Here is a 17,933-nt window from a genome sequence, read left to right as displayed (position 1 = left end):
TAATATATCTTGAACAAATGGAGGCTATATTATGTGTGGAATTGTAGGATGGTCTAATCTTAAAAACAATATAAGAGATTACTCCCATATAATGGACAAAATGATTAATACACTTAAGCTTAGAGGACCTGACTCAGGAGGATTAAAAGTTTATGATCATGCATTAATTGGTCATAGAAGACTTGCTATAGTTGATCCAACTGGAGGTCTTCAACCTATGACAAAAAAATAGGTAATAAAGAATATACGATTTGTTATAATGGAGAACTTTATAACACGGAAGAAGTAAGAGCTGACTTAATTGCAAAAGGATATTCTTTTGATTCTTATGGTGATACAGAGGTTCTGTTAACATCATATATTGAATATGGTAAAAACTGTGTAGAACATCTTAATGGTATTTTTGCCTTTGGAATTTGGGACGAATATAATGAAGAGCTGTTTTTGTGTAGAGATCCACTTGGAATTAAACCACTTTTTTATTCTTACAAAGATGGTAATTTAGTTTTTGCATCGGAAATTAAAACTTTATTACAACATCCAAATGTGGATTCAATAGTAGATAAAGATGGTTTGCTTGAACTTATGTCTTTAGGGCCAGGACGAAATTTAGGTAGTGGAATATTTAAAGATATAAAAGAAGTTCCCCCAGCATTTTATTTAATATTTAATAGGAAAGGTATAACTTTAAATGAATACTGGAAGCTAGAAGTAGGAGAACATGAGGATGATTTAGAAAAAACAAAAAATACTGTTAGAGATCTATTAGTAGAAATCATAGAAAATCAACTTGTTAGCGATGTTCCTGTATGTACTTTTTTATCTGGAGGACTGGACTCAAGTATAATATCAAAGGTTGCTTTTGATAAATTCAAAGAGCAGGGGTTTAAAACTCTAAATACTTTTTCCATAGATTATGAAAATAATGATAAATATTTCAAGAAAAATATTTATCAACCAAATTCTGACTCAGAATATGTAAAAAGAATGGTAGACTTCTTAGGAAGTAATCATCATAGCATTGTTTTAAACAATATTGATTTGGCACATGCATTAGATGATGCAACTATAGCTGCTGACTTGCCGGGTATGGCAGATATAGATTCGTCATTATATTTGTTTGCAAAGGAAGTAAGAAAATATGCTACAGTGGCTTTGTCAGGGGAATGTGCTGACGAAGTATTTGGAGGATATCCTTGGTTTACAAGAGAGTATGACTCTATTGAAATATTCCCTTGGGCAAACTCCATAAGCTACAGAAAAAATATTTTAAAAGAGAATTTAAAACAACTTCCTATTGAAGAATATGCAAAACAAACTTGTAGAGAAAGTATAAATAGAGTTGAAAAATTACCTGGAGAAAGTCACGAAGACAGAATAATAAGAGAGTTATCTTATATAAACATTAAGCACTTTATGCTTACTTTAATCAATAGAAAAGATAGAATGACTATGTCTAATAGTTTGGAAGGTAGAGTACCTTTTGCTGACAAAAGATTAGTACAATATGCTTTTAATTTACCAAAAGACATAAAGTTACTACACGGTAGAGAAAAAGGATTACTTCGTGAAGCTGTAAGAGGTTTAGTACCAGATGATATTATAGACAGGAAGAAAAGCCCTTATCCAAAAACTCACAACCCTGAGTATACTAAAGAAGTTAGCCAAATGTTAAGATTGATTTTAGAAGACAAAACTTCGCCGATTCATCAGATTGTAGATTATGATTTTGTTTCTAAATTGATTGATACAGGAGGCACATCTTTTGAGCAACCTTGGTATGGTCAATTAATGACTGGTCCACAAGTTATTGCTTATTTAATTCAGTTTAACAATTGGATGAAGTTTTATCATGTTAAATTAGACATATAGAGATTAAAAGCCGTTAATATATAATTTTATTAATGGCTTTTAATTTATTTACATAAATGTTTATCATATTTTAAAGAAACTAAATTATTATAAGCATTCCATACCTTGTCAGGAATTTCTTGCTCAATTTGAAAACCATTTTTACCGTATAGATCAATTCTCTGTAAATCACCAACCATGATGCAAATAAACTCATCTTTAGAAATTTCACCTTGGGAATAAAATTCACAATATTCCTCATAAGAATACTGTGGAGATGTTATAATAAAATCAATTTCTTGCCACTGTTTTTTTATGGTGGCAAAAGTTCTTCTTTCCCTATAAGGTTTATCTACAATTAAAAAAGATGAAGGGTATAAGTCTATATCTTTTAAGATTTTTTTTGTTTTACTTATATTTTCACCAGTATTTGAAGCTTTATTTTCAATAATAATTTTGTTTTTGGGAACACCCATATCTATAGCAACTTCTGCGAGTTTTTCCCCTTCAGTCATATTCCATATATTTTTAGTAATTCTCCCAAAACCACCAGTAAAAATTATATTATCACCATATCCTTTTAGGAAAAGTTCAGCACATCTTCTAGCAACAAATAAGTCATGACTTCCAAGTCCTAAAATAATTTCAACCTTTTCAGTTTTTTGATTTAATTTATGATAATCCCATAATATTTTTCCATAATAATCTATATTATTCAATAAACTCCTCCTCCTCATAACTAAAAATATCTTCCACACTTGCATTAAAAATCTTTGCTATTTTTAATGCTAAAGTAACTGAAGGAGAATAATCTCCACGCTCAATTTGACTAATTGTCTGCCTAGATACTCCAACTAGGTTTCCCATCTGTGTTTGGTTTACATTAATCTTAGCTCGATATTCTTTTAAACGATTATTTAATGGCATATAATCCTCCTAATTAATCACATTGTAAAAATGACAACTATAATTGTCAAGGAGTGAATATAATTTAATATATAAAATTATTTTATACATTAAAAGAGTAATAGTTTTAGATTAAAATCATCTAAAACTATTACTCTTTATTTTCATAAGTTATATATTTTTTAAGTTTTTCATACTAAGATCAAGATTTTTTGCAGAATGAGTAAGAGCACCAACAGATATACAATCAACACCAATCTCAGCAATATATTTAATATTTTCCAATCTTACATTACCAGAAAACTCTATAATGGCTTTGTCACCAATCATATTTATTGCTTCTTTTGCTACTTCTAAATTCATGTTATCTAGCATAATAATGTCAGCATTAGCTTGTAGAGCTTCTTTAACCATATCTAAGGTTTCAGTTTCAACTTCTATTTTTCTAACAAAAGAAGAATTTTCTCTACATAGCTTAACAGCATTAGTAATGCCACCAGCGGCTGCAATATGATTGTCTTTTAGCATAACACCATCAGATAAATTGAATCTATGATTATGACCACCGCCAACTTTAACTGCATATTTTTCAAGTATTTTTAAGTTAGGCGTAGTTTTTCTTGTATCCAATAATTTAGCGTTTGTATGCTCAATTTCTTTAACATATTTATTAGTAAGTGTAGCAATACCGCTCATTCTTTGTAATAAATTTAGAGCAACACGCTCACCTTGAAGAATGAATCTAGTATTCCCTTTTATAAGAGCTATTTTATCACCAGGATAAATTTTATCTCCATCATTTTTTAAAAAAATAACTTCCACATGACCAAGAATTTTAAAAACTCTTTCAAAAACTTTAAGTCCAGCAACGATTCCTTCTTCTTTGCAAATTAAATCTACAGTAGAATTACTATCTTCACTAATTACAGAATTTGTACTTATATCTTCTCCAGGGATATCTTCCACAAGAGCATTTTTAATTATTTTATCTACTACTAAAAAGTTAATCATCTATAACTCCACCCTTATCTTTAATAGCATTTACTACTATACGTTTATTTTCTTCTTCAATTTCTTCTCTGCTAGTATACATTTCATCAATATCCACTTTTGTTAGATTAAACTGATCTATGTTTTCATTAATATCTTTGGCAGCTCTTTTAGAGAAAACAAGGCCTTCAAGTAAAGAGTTACTAGCCAGTCTATTGGCACCATGAATTCCTGTGCAAGCAGTTTCACCAACGGCATATAGATTTTTCATGGAAGTTTTACTATTTAAATTCACCTTGATACCACCCATAAAATAATGTTGAGCAGGAGAAACTTTTATAGGTCCTTTTGTAATATCAGTACCTTTTTCTAAACATTTATTATATATAGTAGAGAAACGGTTTTTAAGATATTCTTCATTTAAGAAACTAATATCAAGATATACATAAGGTGTATTAGTTTTTTTCATTTCATTGAAGATTGCATCAGATACTACGTCTCTAGGCTGAAGTTCGTCCACAAATCTTTCTCCATTGATATTGTAAAGTTTTCCACCTTCACCTCTCACAGATTCAGATATTAAAAATCTTCTTTCATCACCAGACTCATCATAAAAAGCAGTAGGGTGAATTTGAATGTAATTAATATCTTTAAGTTCTATTTCATGTCTAAGAGCTACAGCTAAACCATCTCCTCTTAAAATTCTTTGGCTAGTAGAATTTTTATACAAACCACCAATTCCGCCACAAGCAAGAACTACAAATTTAGCAAATACATTAATTTGTTCTTTATCTTTTAATAATATAGCACCAATACATTTGTTGTTTCTTTCAATTATATCAACAAGGAATGTATCCTCTGAAATTCTTATATTTTTACGTTTAAAAGAATTTTTTACAAGAGTTTTTTCAACATTTTCGCCAGTATTATCTTGTGTGTGTATAATTCTATTTACACAGTGAGCACCTTCTTTTGTATAATCCCAATTACCATCTTCATCTTTATCAACATTAAGTCCCAAAGAGACTAGGTAATCTACATTTTCAATAGATTCTTTTGTTAGAACATTTACAGCTTGAATATTATTTTTATATTTACCAGCTTTTAAAGTATCTTCCGTAAAAAATGGAACATCATCTAAATCCCTAGCTACAGATATACCACCCTGAGCTAAAGATGTATTAGTACAATCTATTTTGTCCTTTGAAACCACCATTACATCTAAATCTTGACGAAGATTTAGTGCACAATATAGTCCAGCTACACCAGATCCAACTACTAAAACATCTACATATTTATTTTCCACAAAGAACCATCTCCCCTAATTTATGCATGTTTTCTAGAGATGTTAAAGCTTTTTCTGATATTTCTTTATCTAGAACAACTTCATCTACTTTTCCGCATAAAGCGTCATAAACTTTCTCTAAAGAAGTTTTTTTCATATTAGGACAAATCATTTTTTCTGGGAAATAAAACTTCTTATTAGGGTTTCTTTTATTTAATTCATACAAAATACCTTCCTCTGTACAAATTATAAATTCTTCATCTTCACATTTTGTAGCATAGTTTATGATACCACTGGTGCTTCCTATATAATCAGCTAAGTCTCTAACTGGTTTGTTACATTCTGGGTGAGCTAATATTTTTACATTTGGATGATCTTTCTTAGCTCTTAATACTTCTTCAGAAGTAAGTCTTTCATGAGTAGGACAGAAGCCTTCCCATAGAATAAATTCTTTCTCAGGGAAAAATTCAGATATGTAACTACCTAAATTTCTATCTGGTAAAAATAAAATTTCTTTATTAGGAACATTTTTTAAAATGTCTAAAGCGCTAGATGAAGTAACAGAAACATCACAAAGGGCTTTAACTTCATAAGATGAATTTATATAACATACTTTAAAAGCATTTGGATATTTTGCTATTATTTCTTCTAAATCAGAGGCACTAGCCATATCAGCCATTGGACATCCTGCATTAGTAGCTGGCAAGATGATTTTTTTGTGTGGGGATAAAATTTTAGCACTTTCCCCCATAAATTTTACTCCGCAAAATATAATTAATTCTTCCTTACTATCACAAGCAATTTTGCTTAAATAATATGAATCTCCAACATAATCAGCAATTTCTTGTATTTCATCAGGCTCATATAGATGAGCAAGTATTATAGCGTTTTTTTCTTTTTTTAACTGTAAAATATTTTCTTTTAAAATATTCCTCATATTTACACCCTTTTCTGTTATAATGTTTTTACAAGTGTATATACACTTGTAAAAACATTATAACACCGTAGTTATTACTACACAACAAAAAATAGGATAGTTAAAAACTTAATAATATATAATGTTGCAATTAAGTATAATAAATGACCTATTGATTTATAGTAAAAATCTATATAAAATAGTAAAAAGATAGATAAACTAATTATTTAAGAAGAAGGTGTGTTATGAATAGCAATGAAAGAAGAGAAAAATTATTACATATATTAAAAACATCTAATAAACCAGTTAAAGGTGTAGATTTAGCAAAAGAACTTAATGTAACAAGACAGATTGTTGTAAAGGATATTGCACTATTAAGAGCTTCTGGAATTGATATATTAGCTACATCTACTGGATATATTATATACGCTATAAGGAATCAAGAATTTAAAATAAAATGTAAAAATCATTATAATGAGGAGCATATTTTATTAGAATTGCAAACAATTATTGATTTAGGTGGTAAAGTAAAAGATGTTATAGTAGATCATCCTACTTATGGAACAATAAAAGCTGAATTAAACCTTGCATCAAATAGAGATCTTAAAATATTTATGAAAAATAGTAAAAAGAATGGATTCAAACAATTATCTAGTTTAACACAAGATTATCATGTTCATACAATAGAAGTACCAGATGAAAATACTTTGGAAGAAATAAAAAAGGAACTAAAAGAAGTAAATATATTATTATAAAATTTAAATTTATTAAGGGTAGTATCATTTTTGATACGCCCTTTTTTGATGAAATAAACTATATATATTAATCGATTGTTTATTTGAAATAAAATGGTAATATATACTTAATGTGAAGGGAAAAGGAGGAGTCATATGAAGACAGATTATTTAATAGCATTGATGGAAAAAACAAGTTTGTTAGTAATGCTATTTTTATTAATTAGTAGATTAAATACATTTAAAAAAATTTTTGAAAAAGAAAAATACAGTAAAAAAGATTTAGCTGTTATATCTATAATATTTACTTCTTTGGCAATAATGGCAACATATAACGGAATCCATTACAAAGGATCTATTGTAAATACTAGAATAATTTCTATAGTATCTGGTGGTGTATTATTTGGACCTGTTGTTAGCATTCCGGCGGGATTTATTGCAGGAGCGCATAGATATTTTATTGATCCAGGGGGAATGACATCTATACCTTGTTTTATATCTAGTGTTATGGCTGGAATATTATCAGGTATTGCACACAAAAAAATACCAAGATCATCAAGGGCTTTTTGGGGAATTTTAGTTGGAATGATTTCAGAAAATATAACAATATTTTTAATATATTTTATTTCAAAACCTACAAATTTAGCTATTGATATTATAAGGTCAATATATTTACCTCTTATTGTTGGACAATTGGGGATAGGATTTATGGTGGGTATTGTACAAGTAATAGAAAAAGATAAAAAAGAGATAGAAGAAAGGAAAAAAGCAGAAATAACATCTCTTCAAAGACAAATTAACCCACATTTTATATTCAATGCTTTGAATACAATAGCATCATTTATACGCTTTGACCCTCAAAAAGCAAGAGAGCTTATAATAAATTTATCTACTTATCTTAGGCACAATTTAGAGTTTAATGATAAACCCATAAGTATAAAAAAAGAAATAGATCAAGTAAAGTCATTTGTGGAAATAGAAAAAGCAAGATTTGGTGAAAAATTAAAAGTTATTTATGACATAGATGATGTGGATGTCAAAATACCAAGTTTAATTATTCAGCCACTAGTTGAAAATGCAATTATTCATGGAATTTTAAGCAAGGAGAAAAATAAAAGTGGACAAGTGATTGTTTCTGTTAAGGATTTAGGGGAAAAAGTTAAAGTATCTGTTGAGGATGATGGAGTGGGAATAGACGATAAAGTTATAGAAAATTTATATTCAGGTAATATGCCTGAAAATAAAATAGGTCTTTATAATGTACATTTAAGGCTAAAATTATATTATCATAGAGGATTAGACATAAAAAAACTAGATGGTGGAACTTTAATAGAGTTTTACGTTGGGAGGTAAAAAATGAAAGTTATTATAGTGGATGATGAATTTCCAGCAAGAAAAGAGTTAAGGTATTTTATTGAAAAATATACAGAAATGGAAATTGTGGATGAGTTCGATAATGGATTAGACGTACTTAATTTTATACAAGAAAATACATTAGATGCCATATTTCTAGATATTAATATTCCAAAGTTAGATGGAATGCTTTTAGCCAAAACTATAAATAAATTTGAGAGAAAACCAAAAATAGTTTTTATAACTGCTTATGATAATTATGCAGTGGAAGCATTCAATTTAGATATTTTTGACTATATTTTAAAACCATATTCAGATGAAAGAATAATTTCCATGTTAGATAAGTTGAAAACTGCTATCCTTGATGATAATTGCAAAGATAAAGTTGAGTATCAAAAGGTTAGTAATAAAATAAGCCTTTGGAAAAATGATAAAATTCACATAGTTGATGTAAATGATATTTATTACTGTGAAGCAAGAGAAAGATATACACATATTTTTACTAAAGATCAAGAATATGAAATAAGAGAATGTATATCAGAAGTAGAGAAAACAATTAATAATGATAGCTTTTTTAGGACTCATAGATCTTACTTAGTAAATCTAGAAAAAATAGAAGAAATAATACCTTGGTTTAACAATACATATATTTTAAAACTGAACAAAGGAAAATATGAAATAACAGTAAGTAGGGGTAGGGTGAAGTTATTTAGGCAACTTATGAATATATAAATGCAATTCATGTATAATTTATGACAATTCGTACACAAGAAATAGTTTTCCTTAATATAAGGAGTACTATATTGGTATAGAGATGGAAAAATGATAAAAAAATACAAGTCTCTACAAAAAACTATAGAGGGAGTAGAAATTATGATTACTTTTTTTAGTGCAATTGTTATTTTAATTTTAGGTTATTTTATATACGGACGATTTGTAGAAAGAACATTTGGAATTGATGACTCATTAAAGACTCCAGCAATAACTTTAGAAGATGGAGTTGACTATGTACCAATGGATTGGAAGAAAATATTCCTTATCCAATTTTTAAACATTGCAGGGCTTGGACCAATATTTGGGGCAATTCAAGGGGCATTATTTGGACCGGCAGCATTTTTATGGATAGTATTTGGAACAATATTTGCAGGTGGTGTACATGACTTTTTATCAGGTTATTTATCACTTAAAAACAAAGGAGTATCAGCATCAGAACTTGTTGGTATTTACTTAGGAGAAAGTGCAAGAAAAGTAATGGTAGTATTCAGTGTAGTATTGTTAGTTTTAGTAGGTGTAGTATTCGTAACTGGACCAGCAGGACTTTTAAACAACTTAACTAAAATTGATACATCAGTATGGGTAGTAGTAATATTTGTTTATTATATATTAGCAACAATACTTCCAATTGACAAAGTTATAGGAAAAATATATCCACTATTTGGAGCTGCACTTATAATAATGGCTGTTGGTATAGCAGGTGGTTTAATAGTAAAAGGTTACAATATACCAGAAGTAACATTAACTAACTTACATCCAGGAGGAAAATCAATTTTCCCATATTTATTTATAACAATAGCTTGTGGTGCCATATCAGGATTCCATGCTACACAATCACCATTAATGGCAAGATGTGTTGAGCATGAAAGAGAAATAAGACCAGTATTTTATGGATCAATGGTAGCAGAAGGAATTATAGCTTTAATATGGGCAGCAGCAGCAATGGCGTTCTTCCATGGTGAACCACAATTACAAGCACTTTATGGAACAAATCCAGCAGTAGGTGTTCAAGAAATGTCAGTCGCTTTACTTGGATCAGTAGGAGCAGGACTAGCAATACTAGGAGTTGTAGCATGTCCAATAACTTCAGGAGATACAGCATTTAGAAGTGCTAGACTTACAATAGCTGATACATTTAATATAAAACAAGATGCAATTAAAAATAGATTTATGATAGCAATACCTTTATTTGCAGTAGGTGTAGCTTTAACATTTATAGATTTCAACGTAATATGGAGATACTTTGCATGGTCAAACCAAACATTAGCTATGATAATGTTATGGACAGGAACAATGTTCTTACTTAAGTCTAATAAAAACTATTTTATAACTGTTATACCAGCAATATTTATGACAGTAGTAACATTTAGTTATATAATGCAAGCTCCAGAAGGGTTTAGATTATCACCAGTAATAGGTAATGGAGTAGGTGTAGCTGCAGGTTTAATTTTCACAGTTATATTCTTCAATAAAGTAAGAAAAGTAAAAGCTGAGGGTAATAAACAAAACATAGCTTAATAGATGATAACACTAATATATAAAAACCCCATTAAAAAAATAAACTACTTGGCCTGTGCTAAGTAGTTTATTTTTATGTTGGAAAATTATAAATTTACTTATTTATTGCATTATATTAAACACTTTTTTAATATATAAGTATAGAGATAAGATTAAAAAAGGACGGTATATATGAAAGATAAATATTTAATTGGAGAGGTAAGTAAGCTGTTTAATATTTCCCGGGACACCTTGGTGCACTATGATAATATAGGTTTATTAAGACCTAATAAAGATGAAAATAATGGATATAGATATTATAAAATTGAAGATTTAAACTGCTTAACAGATATAATTTTTTATAAAACATTAAATCTTTCTTTAAATGATATTGATGAGGTAATGAAAGACTCTTCTCCAGAACAGGTTTTAAGTCTTATTAAAGATAAAGAAATATACATACATAAAGAAATCGAAAAATTAAAGAAGGTTCAACGAAGACTAGAAATGATGAAAATATCTGTGGAAGAGTGTATTTATGACTCTAAAAAAGTAGAGCTAGTAAAAGATGAAAGAGAAAGCTACTTCTTTTTAGAAATTACAAAGGAAGATAAGTTCAATGATTTTATAGAACTTGTAGAAAAAATTCAAAATATAGACCAGTACATATTTGATTATATAAACTTTTCTTTCTTAATAGATGAAGGTGATTTATTTGATAATGATGCAGAGAAAAAGATAAAGTGGGGTCTTACTATAACAGACAATATTGAAAAAATAAAAGATAACATCGAAAGCAAAAGTATTGAATTTATATCAGAAGAACAATATATGTATACAGTAATAGCTTTAGATGATAAGGCTTATGATAATTGGATAAGGTATGTAAGAAAAATAGTAATAGAAAATAAGATTAATGTAGCTGGTCCAATACTTGGACAAATGCTATTAACTGTATATAAAGATGAAAGTCCTATTGATTATTTTGGACTTTATATTCCTGTAAAATAAAATTTACCCCATTCATATTGCCAATTAGATATCTTTGATTTTGACTTAGACATTTATGTTGATTAAAATTCACTAAGTTTGTAATAACAAGGAAATATTTTTAGTTATATTTTTAGATATTTCCTTTTATTATATTAAATTCTAAATTTTACTTGACTTATGACTTACACCTAGGTTTATCATCTAAGTAAGGAGTTGATAAAAATGGATTTACAAGTAAAACAAATTAAAAAGAATAATAAAAGGGTAAATCTAAATGTTAAAAAATGTAAAGAGGATTTAATAGATAAAAAAGAAACATGTTTAAGCGGTAAAAAAGATGAGGAAGAGTCGCGGACATCTGCCACCTCATGTAAGGAAGATGATAGGCAGAGCAAAAACAATATTTTTGAGAAAAAATCAGTAAATCAATTAATAGCATACTTCTCAATTCCAGCCATAATTTCATTACTTTTAGAGTCTTTTGCTTCTATGATAGATACAGCCTTTGCAGGTCACTTAGGTAGTATTAGTAGCAATGCTCTATCAGCCATGGGCATAATAGGCCCAATCCTGTCCTTATTAATTGCTGCCCAATTAATTTTTGGTGTATCCACAGGGATAGCAATTGCAAAAGAAATGGGAGAAAATAGTCCACAAAAGATTAACAATACTTTTAAAATAGGATTGTATTCAACTATAATATTCAGTTCAATAATTTCTTTAATAATATTTATAGGTCAAGATAAGCTTCTAGATATTATTGGTGCTACAGGTAGCATAAGAATCTTAGCAAAACAATATTTAAATATTGCTGTAATTTTCAATGTATTTAGTTCAGTAGGTTATACTTTAGTTAATAATATAAGATCTTTTGGGTATCCCAAAATTGAGATTATAGTTGTGACCAGTGCAACAATTATAAATATTATTTTTAATATATTATTTACCTTTGTATTTCACATGGGCATTGTGGGAATAGGTTTAGCTACACTAATAAGTGAAATTTCATATACTTTATTTGCCTATATTTTCTTATTGAGAAAGAATCTTTGGATAAAGAAAAGTAGAATAAAATTTATTGAGGTTAAACCAATATTAATTTTTTTGATTAAAATAGGATTTGTTCAATTTTTAATGCAGGCCTTAAATAGTTTAAATGGGTTTACAGTTAATAAAATTTTAATTAATTATGGAGAAGTTTTATATATAGGAGCTTGGGCAATTTGTAACTCCATATATATGATGTTATTATTGCCATTAATAGGTTTTACCGAGGGAATTCAATCTGTAATAGCTTATTACCAAGGAAGTCATAATGAAGAAAAGAAAAAGATACTAAAATCAAAGACTTTAAAGTACAGTTTAGCCTATGCGCTAATTACAACTACAATAGTTTATGTTTTTTCAAGGGGAATAATAGGAGTATTTACATCAGATAAAAATATTATTGACTCAGCTATAAGTATAACTAAAATAATGCTTTTAGGTTTTCCATTCATGGGTGTTATTTATACTCTAGTAACATTTATGCAAGTATCTGGCCAAGAAGAAAATGCCAGTAAGTTAGAATTGGTTAGACAAGTATTTTTATTTATACCATTATGTATAATTTTACCTATATTAATTAGTAAGTTTAATATTATAAATATTGATCCTGGGCTAGGTGTATTTTTTGCCATGCCAATATCAAATATTATATCCTTATTTTTTTATGCTGGTGCTAAGGTAAGATAATCTTACAATGTATATGTATGAATGACATATGTCATATAAATTAATAATATGTCTATGATAAAGTATAATTAACATATATGTACAGGAGAGTTGCTATGAATAATACTAATCAAGTTATTGAATTTATAAAAGAAATAGAAAATTTAAAATCAGTTACAAGAACTGCTTGGACAAAAACTGGTCGAAGAGAATCTACGGCGGAGCATTCTTGGAGGCTGGCAATGTTGTTAATGGTCTTAGAAGAGGACTTTAAAGATGTTGATATTAATAAAGCTATAAAGATGAGTTTAGTTCATGATTTAGGGGAGCTTTATGATGGAGATATATCAGCAAAACTTCAAAGTGAAGATGATAATAAATCCCATATGGAAGAGAGAGCCATGAAAAGAATGTTAACAACATTACCAGAAAGTTTAAGTGGAAAAGTATATGATTTGTGGAAAGAGTATAATGAATGTTCTACAAAAGAAGCTAAGCTTGTAAAAGCTATGGATAAACTTGAAACTATAGTTCAACATAATCAAGGGAAAAATCCTGATGATTTTGATTATAAATTTAATTTACAATATGGGAAAAAATATTTTGAATATGATGATGTACTAAAATCCATGAGAAATATAATTGATAAAGATACAAACGATAGTATAAATTTAAAAAATAAATAAAAAAGTTGCTAGATTAATCTAGCAACTTTTTTTATTATTAACATATTATATAAAAAAATATATTATATTTTTATATATACCTTGACAGGCGAAGTATATAAAGCTACTATAATAGTAAAATATGAAAAAGGGAGATGCTATTCTTGTCAATTACATCAGATTTACTAAGGGGAAACACAGACACCATAATATTAAATGAACTTATAAAAGGCGATAGTTACGGATATGCCATAAATAAAGTAATAAAAGAAAAGACAAATAATATTTATGAATTAAAAGAAGCTACATTGTACTCAGCATTTAGAAGGTTAGAAAAAGCTGAGTTAATTACATCCTATTGGGGAAATGAAGGAAGTGGAGCTAGAAGAAGATATTATTCAATCACTGAAATGGGAAGACAAATTTATGAACAAAATAAGTTGGATTGGGAAGAAGCTAAAAAAATAATTGATAGTTTAATTTAAGGAGGAAGGTATATTATGATAGGGAACTACGAAGTAAAAATAAAGGAGTATGTACAAGAACTATTTGAAAGTGCACCCAAAAATCGAAGAACAGAAGAGTTTAAAGAAGAATTATTAGCAAATTTATTAGATAAATATTATGACTTATTACAAAGTAATATGGATGATGAAGTGGCTTACAACAAGGTTATATCCAGTATAGGAAATATTGATAATTTATTTGAAAAAGATCCTTTAGAAATAACAAAGGAAAGCTGGGATAAGAAGAAAAGTGCTAAAATTACAGCCATATCAGTAATGATGTATATATTATGCCCTGTAAGTGTTATAGTTTTTGATGGCTTTGGATTTGAAACTTTAGGAGTAGTTATAATGTTCTTATTAATAGCAAGCGCTACAGGCCTTTTAATTTATAACAATATGACAAAGCCACAATATATGAAACAGGATGACACTTTAGTAGAGGATTTTAAAGAATGGAAAAGTACTACTAATAAAAGTAGAAGAGTAAGAAAATCTATTGAAAGTGCTATGTGGGCAATAATTACAGCTATATATTTACTAATAAGCTTTACAACAGGTGCATGGCATATAACATGGATAATGTTTATAATAGGCGGGGCTATAGAAAAAGTAATAAGAGCCTATTTTGAATATAAGGAGATAGATTAATGAATGATAAAAATTGGGTCAAATTTAGAATGGTCCTTTGGTCTATTGTTGCAATCTTATTAGCACTAGTATTAGCAGTAGGCATAAAAGGATGGGGTGGAAATGTATTTTCAGGTAATATTTTTAATAGAAGTTTTACATCTTCAAATATGAAAGTAGTAAAAGAATTAAAATTTGACGATATAAATAAGATAAAGAACATAAAAACTGATTTTAACGCCAGTGATTTAATTGTTACTGAAAATACTGAAAATAATATAAAAATAATTGTGAAATGTAATAAAACGTTAAAAAATAATAAGTATATCAATGGTGACATTAAATCAGATACATTAGAAATTAAGGATTTGAATAATAAATCAAGTAGAAATATATTTGGAATATTTAATGGATATTCTTTACAAGTAGAAATAAAGGTTCCAAAAACTTATAGAGAAAATATAACTATTAACAACAGAGTAGGAGATATAACATTTGATTCAGATTTAAAATTAAATAATCTATCAATTGACGTTGTAACTGGGGATATTGATGGAAATCAAAAAATAAATTCTAATAAAATTACTATAAATAACAAAGTTGGAGATGTGAACTTTAATTATCTAGATGGAAAAGAAGTAAATATTAATGGAAAAACTGGAGATATTGATATAAATAAATTTAGTGGAAAAGGGAGCATAGAATCAAAAGTTGGAGGTATCACTTGTAATATAGAAAATTTAAATGGAGACTTTAGAGTTAAATCAAAAGTTGGAAACGTAGATTTATATACAAATAAAAATTTAAGTTTTATTTTTGAAGGTAATAAAAGCTTTGGAGATTTAGATACAGGGTTACAGTTTAACAATGTATCACAATCATCAGATTATTTTACTGGTCAATATGGAAATGATCCAGTTAATAAGATTATAGTAAATGTAAAAACAGGAGATATAAGCATAAATGATTAGAAAAGAAGGGCTATGTTCCTTCTTTTTTTGTGTACTAAAGAATTATAAATAATGTGATTTAAGATTACTTTAAGATAAGAATGATATGATTTTTTCATAAGAATAAAAGATTTTGTGGAGGATGAACTTATGAATAAAAAATTAATAGCAGTTTTATCTGCCTTTTCATTATGTGTAAGTATGACAGCATGTTCAAATAAAAGCAATGATACATCTAAAGAAAGTGATCCTAGTAGTATAAATACTAGTACAAAAGCTAACAAAAATGCTACAACCTTGTTAAGTAAATCAAGTGAAGAAATAGAAACAATAGGAGATATAGGTACATATATAAAACTTAGTGATAACAATACAACTGTTGAAGGTAGTGGAGTAGATGTTGATGGAAATATAATTACTATAAATACGGCAGGAACTTATAGTATTAGCGGAAAGTTAAGTGATGGACAAATTATAGTAAATACAGATAAGGAAAAGAAGACTTATATTCTTCTAGAAGGAGTTGATATTACATGTAAAAGTAATTCTCCAATTCAAATATTAAGCTCTGAAAAAACTGTATTTGCTTTAGCTGATGATAGTGAAAACAAAATTTCAGATGGAGAAACTTATGATAAAACAGAAAATAACCAAGATGCTGCGATCTTTAGTAAAGAAGATCTTACTTTTATAGGAAATGGATATTTGCAAGTTAATGGGAATTACGATAAGGGAATAGTGAGCAAAGATGATTTAATGATTGAAAGTGGGAATATAAGTGTAAAATCCGTGGCAGATGGAATAAAGGGAAAAGACTCTATTGTAGTTAGAGGTGGAAAAATAACTATAGATGCTGGTGGAGATGGAATTCAGGCCTATAACGCTGATGAAGATGATAAAGGCTGTGTATCTCTAGAAGATGGAACTATAAAAATTACAGCACAGCAAGATGGAGTTCAAGCAGAAACTAACTTGTTAGTAGCTGGTGGAAATATTGATATTTCAACTGGTGGAGGAAGTGAAAATAGTAGTAGTAAAGATGTATGGGGCCAATGGGGCGGGGGTAAACCAGGAGAACATATGGAAAACAATACTACTACAACAGAAGACACTACTAGTGCAAAAGGAATTAAAGCAAGTTCTGTAATTCAAGTAGATGATGGGAGTATTAATATAGATTCTTCTGATGATTCCATACATTCAAATAGCAAATTGATTATAAATAATGGAGATATTAACTTATCTTCTGGAGATGACGGAACTCATGCAGATGCCGAACTAGAAATAAACGGTGGTACATTAGATATTACTAAGTCTTATGAAGGAATAGAAGGTACAGATATAACTATAAATGATGGAAATATACATGTGGTAGCCAGTGATGATGGTTTAAATGCGGCAGGAGGAGCAGATGGTTCATCTACAAATGGGAGACCAGGCCAAAATAAAATGGAATCAACAACAAGTGGAACAGCAACTATAAATGGTGGATACTTAGTTATAGATGCTGATGGCGATGGATTAGATGCAAATGGTAACTTAACAATGACAGGAGGAACTGTCATTGTAAGTGGACCAACTAATGGAGGCAATGGAGCCTTAGATTACGATGGTGAGTTTAATATGAGTGGAGGAACTTTAATAGCGGCAGGAAGCCTAGGTATGGTTCAAACTCCAAGTTCTTCTTCTAAATTAAATACCATAAATGTTAGCTTAACTCCTCAAGAAGCTAAAACTTTAGTAAGGGTAGAATCAGAAAATGGTAATGATATAGTTACTTTTTCACCTGCTAAAACTTATTCATCAGTAGTTATATGTACTCCTAATATAAAATTAAAAGAAACATACAAGGTATATGTGGGAGGATCTTGTAGTGGAAAAGAAAAAGATGGATTATACTCAGGGGGAAGTTATACTAAGGGAGCTGAGGTAGGAAGTAGTGAAATTTCAGACGTAATAACTAATATTACTCAAGAAGGTGCGTCAAGCAATAGTAATCAACCAGGAGGAGATGGAGGAAATAGAGGCGAAAAGATGACTCCTCCTTCTGGAAATAATAGTAGTATGGAAAATATGTAAAGGTCATTTTAATAAAAGAAACTACCTAAATAAACTATTTAGGTAGTTTCTTTTTACTTACTATTAAACATAGTTTTTTTGTAATATTGTT

At 28.7% G+C, this 17,933-nt stretch carries 18 protein-coding genes; 13 read left to right on the top strand and 5 right to left on the bottom strand.

Annotation, left to right across the window (positions count from 1 at the left end):
* Positions 1-31: 31 nt before the first annotated feature.
* Positions 32-232, top strand: coding sequence for a hypothetical protein (locus tag JW646_RS20220; RefSeq protein ID WP_331478068.1), 201 nt, complete (start codon positions 32-34; stop codon positions 230-232).
* Positions 229-1,872, top strand: a complete 1,644-nt coding sequence (asnB, locus tag JW646_RS06100; RefSeq protein WP_331478081.1) for an asparagine synthase (glutamine-hydrolyzing) — start codon at positions 229-231, stop codon at positions 1,870-1,872. Before JW646_RS20220 ends, asnB begins: the two co-directional genes overlap by 4 nt.
* Before the next feature lie 44 nt (positions 1,873-1,916).
* On the opposite strand, the gene JW646_RS06095 is transcribed toward asnB, so the two are convergent.
* The 5 genes from JW646_RS06095 to nadA form a co-directional block, all read right to left on the bottom strand.
* Entirely contained in the window at positions 1,917-2,570 is a 654-nt protein-coding gene (locus JW646_RS06095) for a YdcF family protein (RefSeq protein WP_228416927.1), read from the bottom strand.
* Positions 2,563-2,778, bottom strand: coding sequence for a helix-turn-helix transcriptional regulator (locus JW646_RS06090; protein ID WP_228416926.1), 216 nt, complete (start codon positions 2,776-2,778; stop codon positions 2,563-2,565). The genes JW646_RS06095 and JW646_RS06090 overlap by 8 nt, the downstream gene beginning before the upstream one ends.
* Positions 2,779-2,928: 150 nt before the next feature.
* A complete protein-coding gene (gene nadC, locus JW646_RS06085) occupies positions 2,929-3,768 on the bottom strand; it encodes a carboxylating nicotinate-nucleotide diphosphorylase (protein WP_228416925.1) in 840 nt (279 codons plus the stop codon).
* Positions 3,761-5,053, bottom strand: coding sequence for an L-aspartate oxidase (locus JW646_RS06080; RefSeq protein WP_228416924.1), 1,293 nt, complete (start codon positions 5,051-5,053; stop codon positions 3,761-3,763). Before JW646_RS06080 ends, nadC begins: the two co-directional genes overlap by 8 nt.
* Complete coding sequence (gene nadA / locus JW646_RS06075) at positions 5,043-5,969, bottom strand: quinolinate synthase NadA (protein WP_228416923.1); 927 nt, start codon at positions 5,967-5,969, stop codon at positions 5,043-5,045. The genes JW646_RS06080 and nadA overlap by 11 nt, the downstream gene beginning before the upstream one ends.
* Positions 5,970-6,193: 224 nt before the next feature.
* Here nadA and JW646_RS06070 point away from each other — a divergent pair, with 224 nt between their 5' ends.
* The 11 genes from JW646_RS06070 to JW646_RS06020 all read left to right on the top strand — a co-directional run bounded on the left by JW646_RS06070 (position 6,194) and on the right by JW646_RS06020 (position 17,842).
* The gene (locus JW646_RS06070; RefSeq protein WP_074919299.1) at positions 6,194-6,703 is read left to right on the top strand and encodes a transcription repressor NadR; all 510 of its coding nucleotides are present in this window, start codon (positions 6,194-6,196) and stop codon (positions 6,701-6,703) included.
* A 135-nt stretch (positions 6,704-6,838) separates the two neighbouring features.
* Entirely contained in the window at positions 6,839-8,035 is a 1,197-nt protein-coding gene (locus JW646_RS06065) for a sensor histidine kinase (protein ID WP_228416922.1), read from the top strand.
* A gap of 3 nt (positions 8,036-8,038) precedes the next feature.
* Complete coding sequence (locus JW646_RS06060; protein WP_228416921.1) at positions 8,039-8,767, top strand: LytR/AlgR family response regulator transcription factor; 729 nt, start codon at positions 8,039-8,041, stop codon at positions 8,765-8,767.
* 141 nt (positions 8,768-8,908) lie between these two features.
* Positions 8,909-10,327, top strand: coding sequence for a carbon starvation CstA family protein (locus JW646_RS06055; protein WP_228417374.1), 1,419 nt, complete (start codon positions 8,909-8,911; stop codon positions 10,325-10,327).
* Positions 10,328-10,498: 171 nt separating this feature from the next.
* Complete coding sequence (locus tag JW646_RS06050) at positions 10,499-11,317, top strand: MerR family transcriptional regulator (protein WP_228416920.1); 819 nt, start codon at positions 10,499-10,501, stop codon at positions 11,315-11,317.
* A gap of 204 nt (positions 11,318-11,521) precedes the next feature.
* The gene (locus JW646_RS06045; RefSeq protein ID WP_228416919.1) at positions 11,522-13,033 is read left to right on the top strand and encodes an MATE family efflux transporter; all 1,512 of its coding nucleotides are present in this window, start codon (positions 11,522-11,524) and stop codon (positions 13,031-13,033) included.
* Positions 13,034-13,128: 95 nt separating this feature from the next.
* Complete coding sequence (locus JW646_RS06040) at positions 13,129-13,698, top strand: HD domain-containing protein (protein WP_074919292.1); 570 nt, start codon at positions 13,129-13,131, stop codon at positions 13,696-13,698.
* A gap of 143 nt (positions 13,699-13,841) precedes the next feature.
* Complete coding sequence (locus JW646_RS06035) at positions 13,842-14,162, top strand: PadR family transcriptional regulator (RefSeq protein ID WP_206925384.1); 321 nt, start codon at positions 13,842-13,844, stop codon at positions 14,160-14,162.
* A gap of 15 nt (positions 14,163-14,177) precedes the next feature.
* Positions 14,178-14,834, top strand: a complete 657-nt coding sequence (locus JW646_RS06030; protein ID WP_206925385.1) for a permease prefix domain 1-containing protein — start codon at positions 14,178-14,180, stop codon at positions 14,832-14,834.
* Positions 14,834-15,784 carry a DUF4097 family beta strand repeat-containing protein gene (locus JW646_RS06025; protein WP_228416918.1) on the top strand — a complete coding sequence of 317 codons (951 nt, stop codon included), beginning with the start codon at positions 14,834-14,836 and terminating at the stop codon, positions 15,782-15,784. Before JW646_RS06030 ends, JW646_RS06025 begins: the two co-directional genes overlap by 1 nt.
* Positions 15,785-15,913: 129 nt before the next feature.
* Entirely contained in the window at positions 15,914-17,842 is a 1,929-nt protein-coding gene (locus tag JW646_RS06020) for a carbohydrate-binding domain-containing protein (protein WP_228416917.1), read from the top strand.
* Positions 17,843-17,933: the final 91 nt, after the last annotated feature.

Source organism: Terrisporobacter hibernicus, from assembly GCF_020809405.1.
Taxonomy (GTDB): Bacteria; Bacillota; Clostridia; order Peptostreptococcales; family Peptostreptococcaceae; genus Terrisporobacter; species Terrisporobacter petrolearius.
Note: the sequence above shows the minus strand (reverse complement) of the source record. Positions and strands in the feature narration are given on the sequence as shown.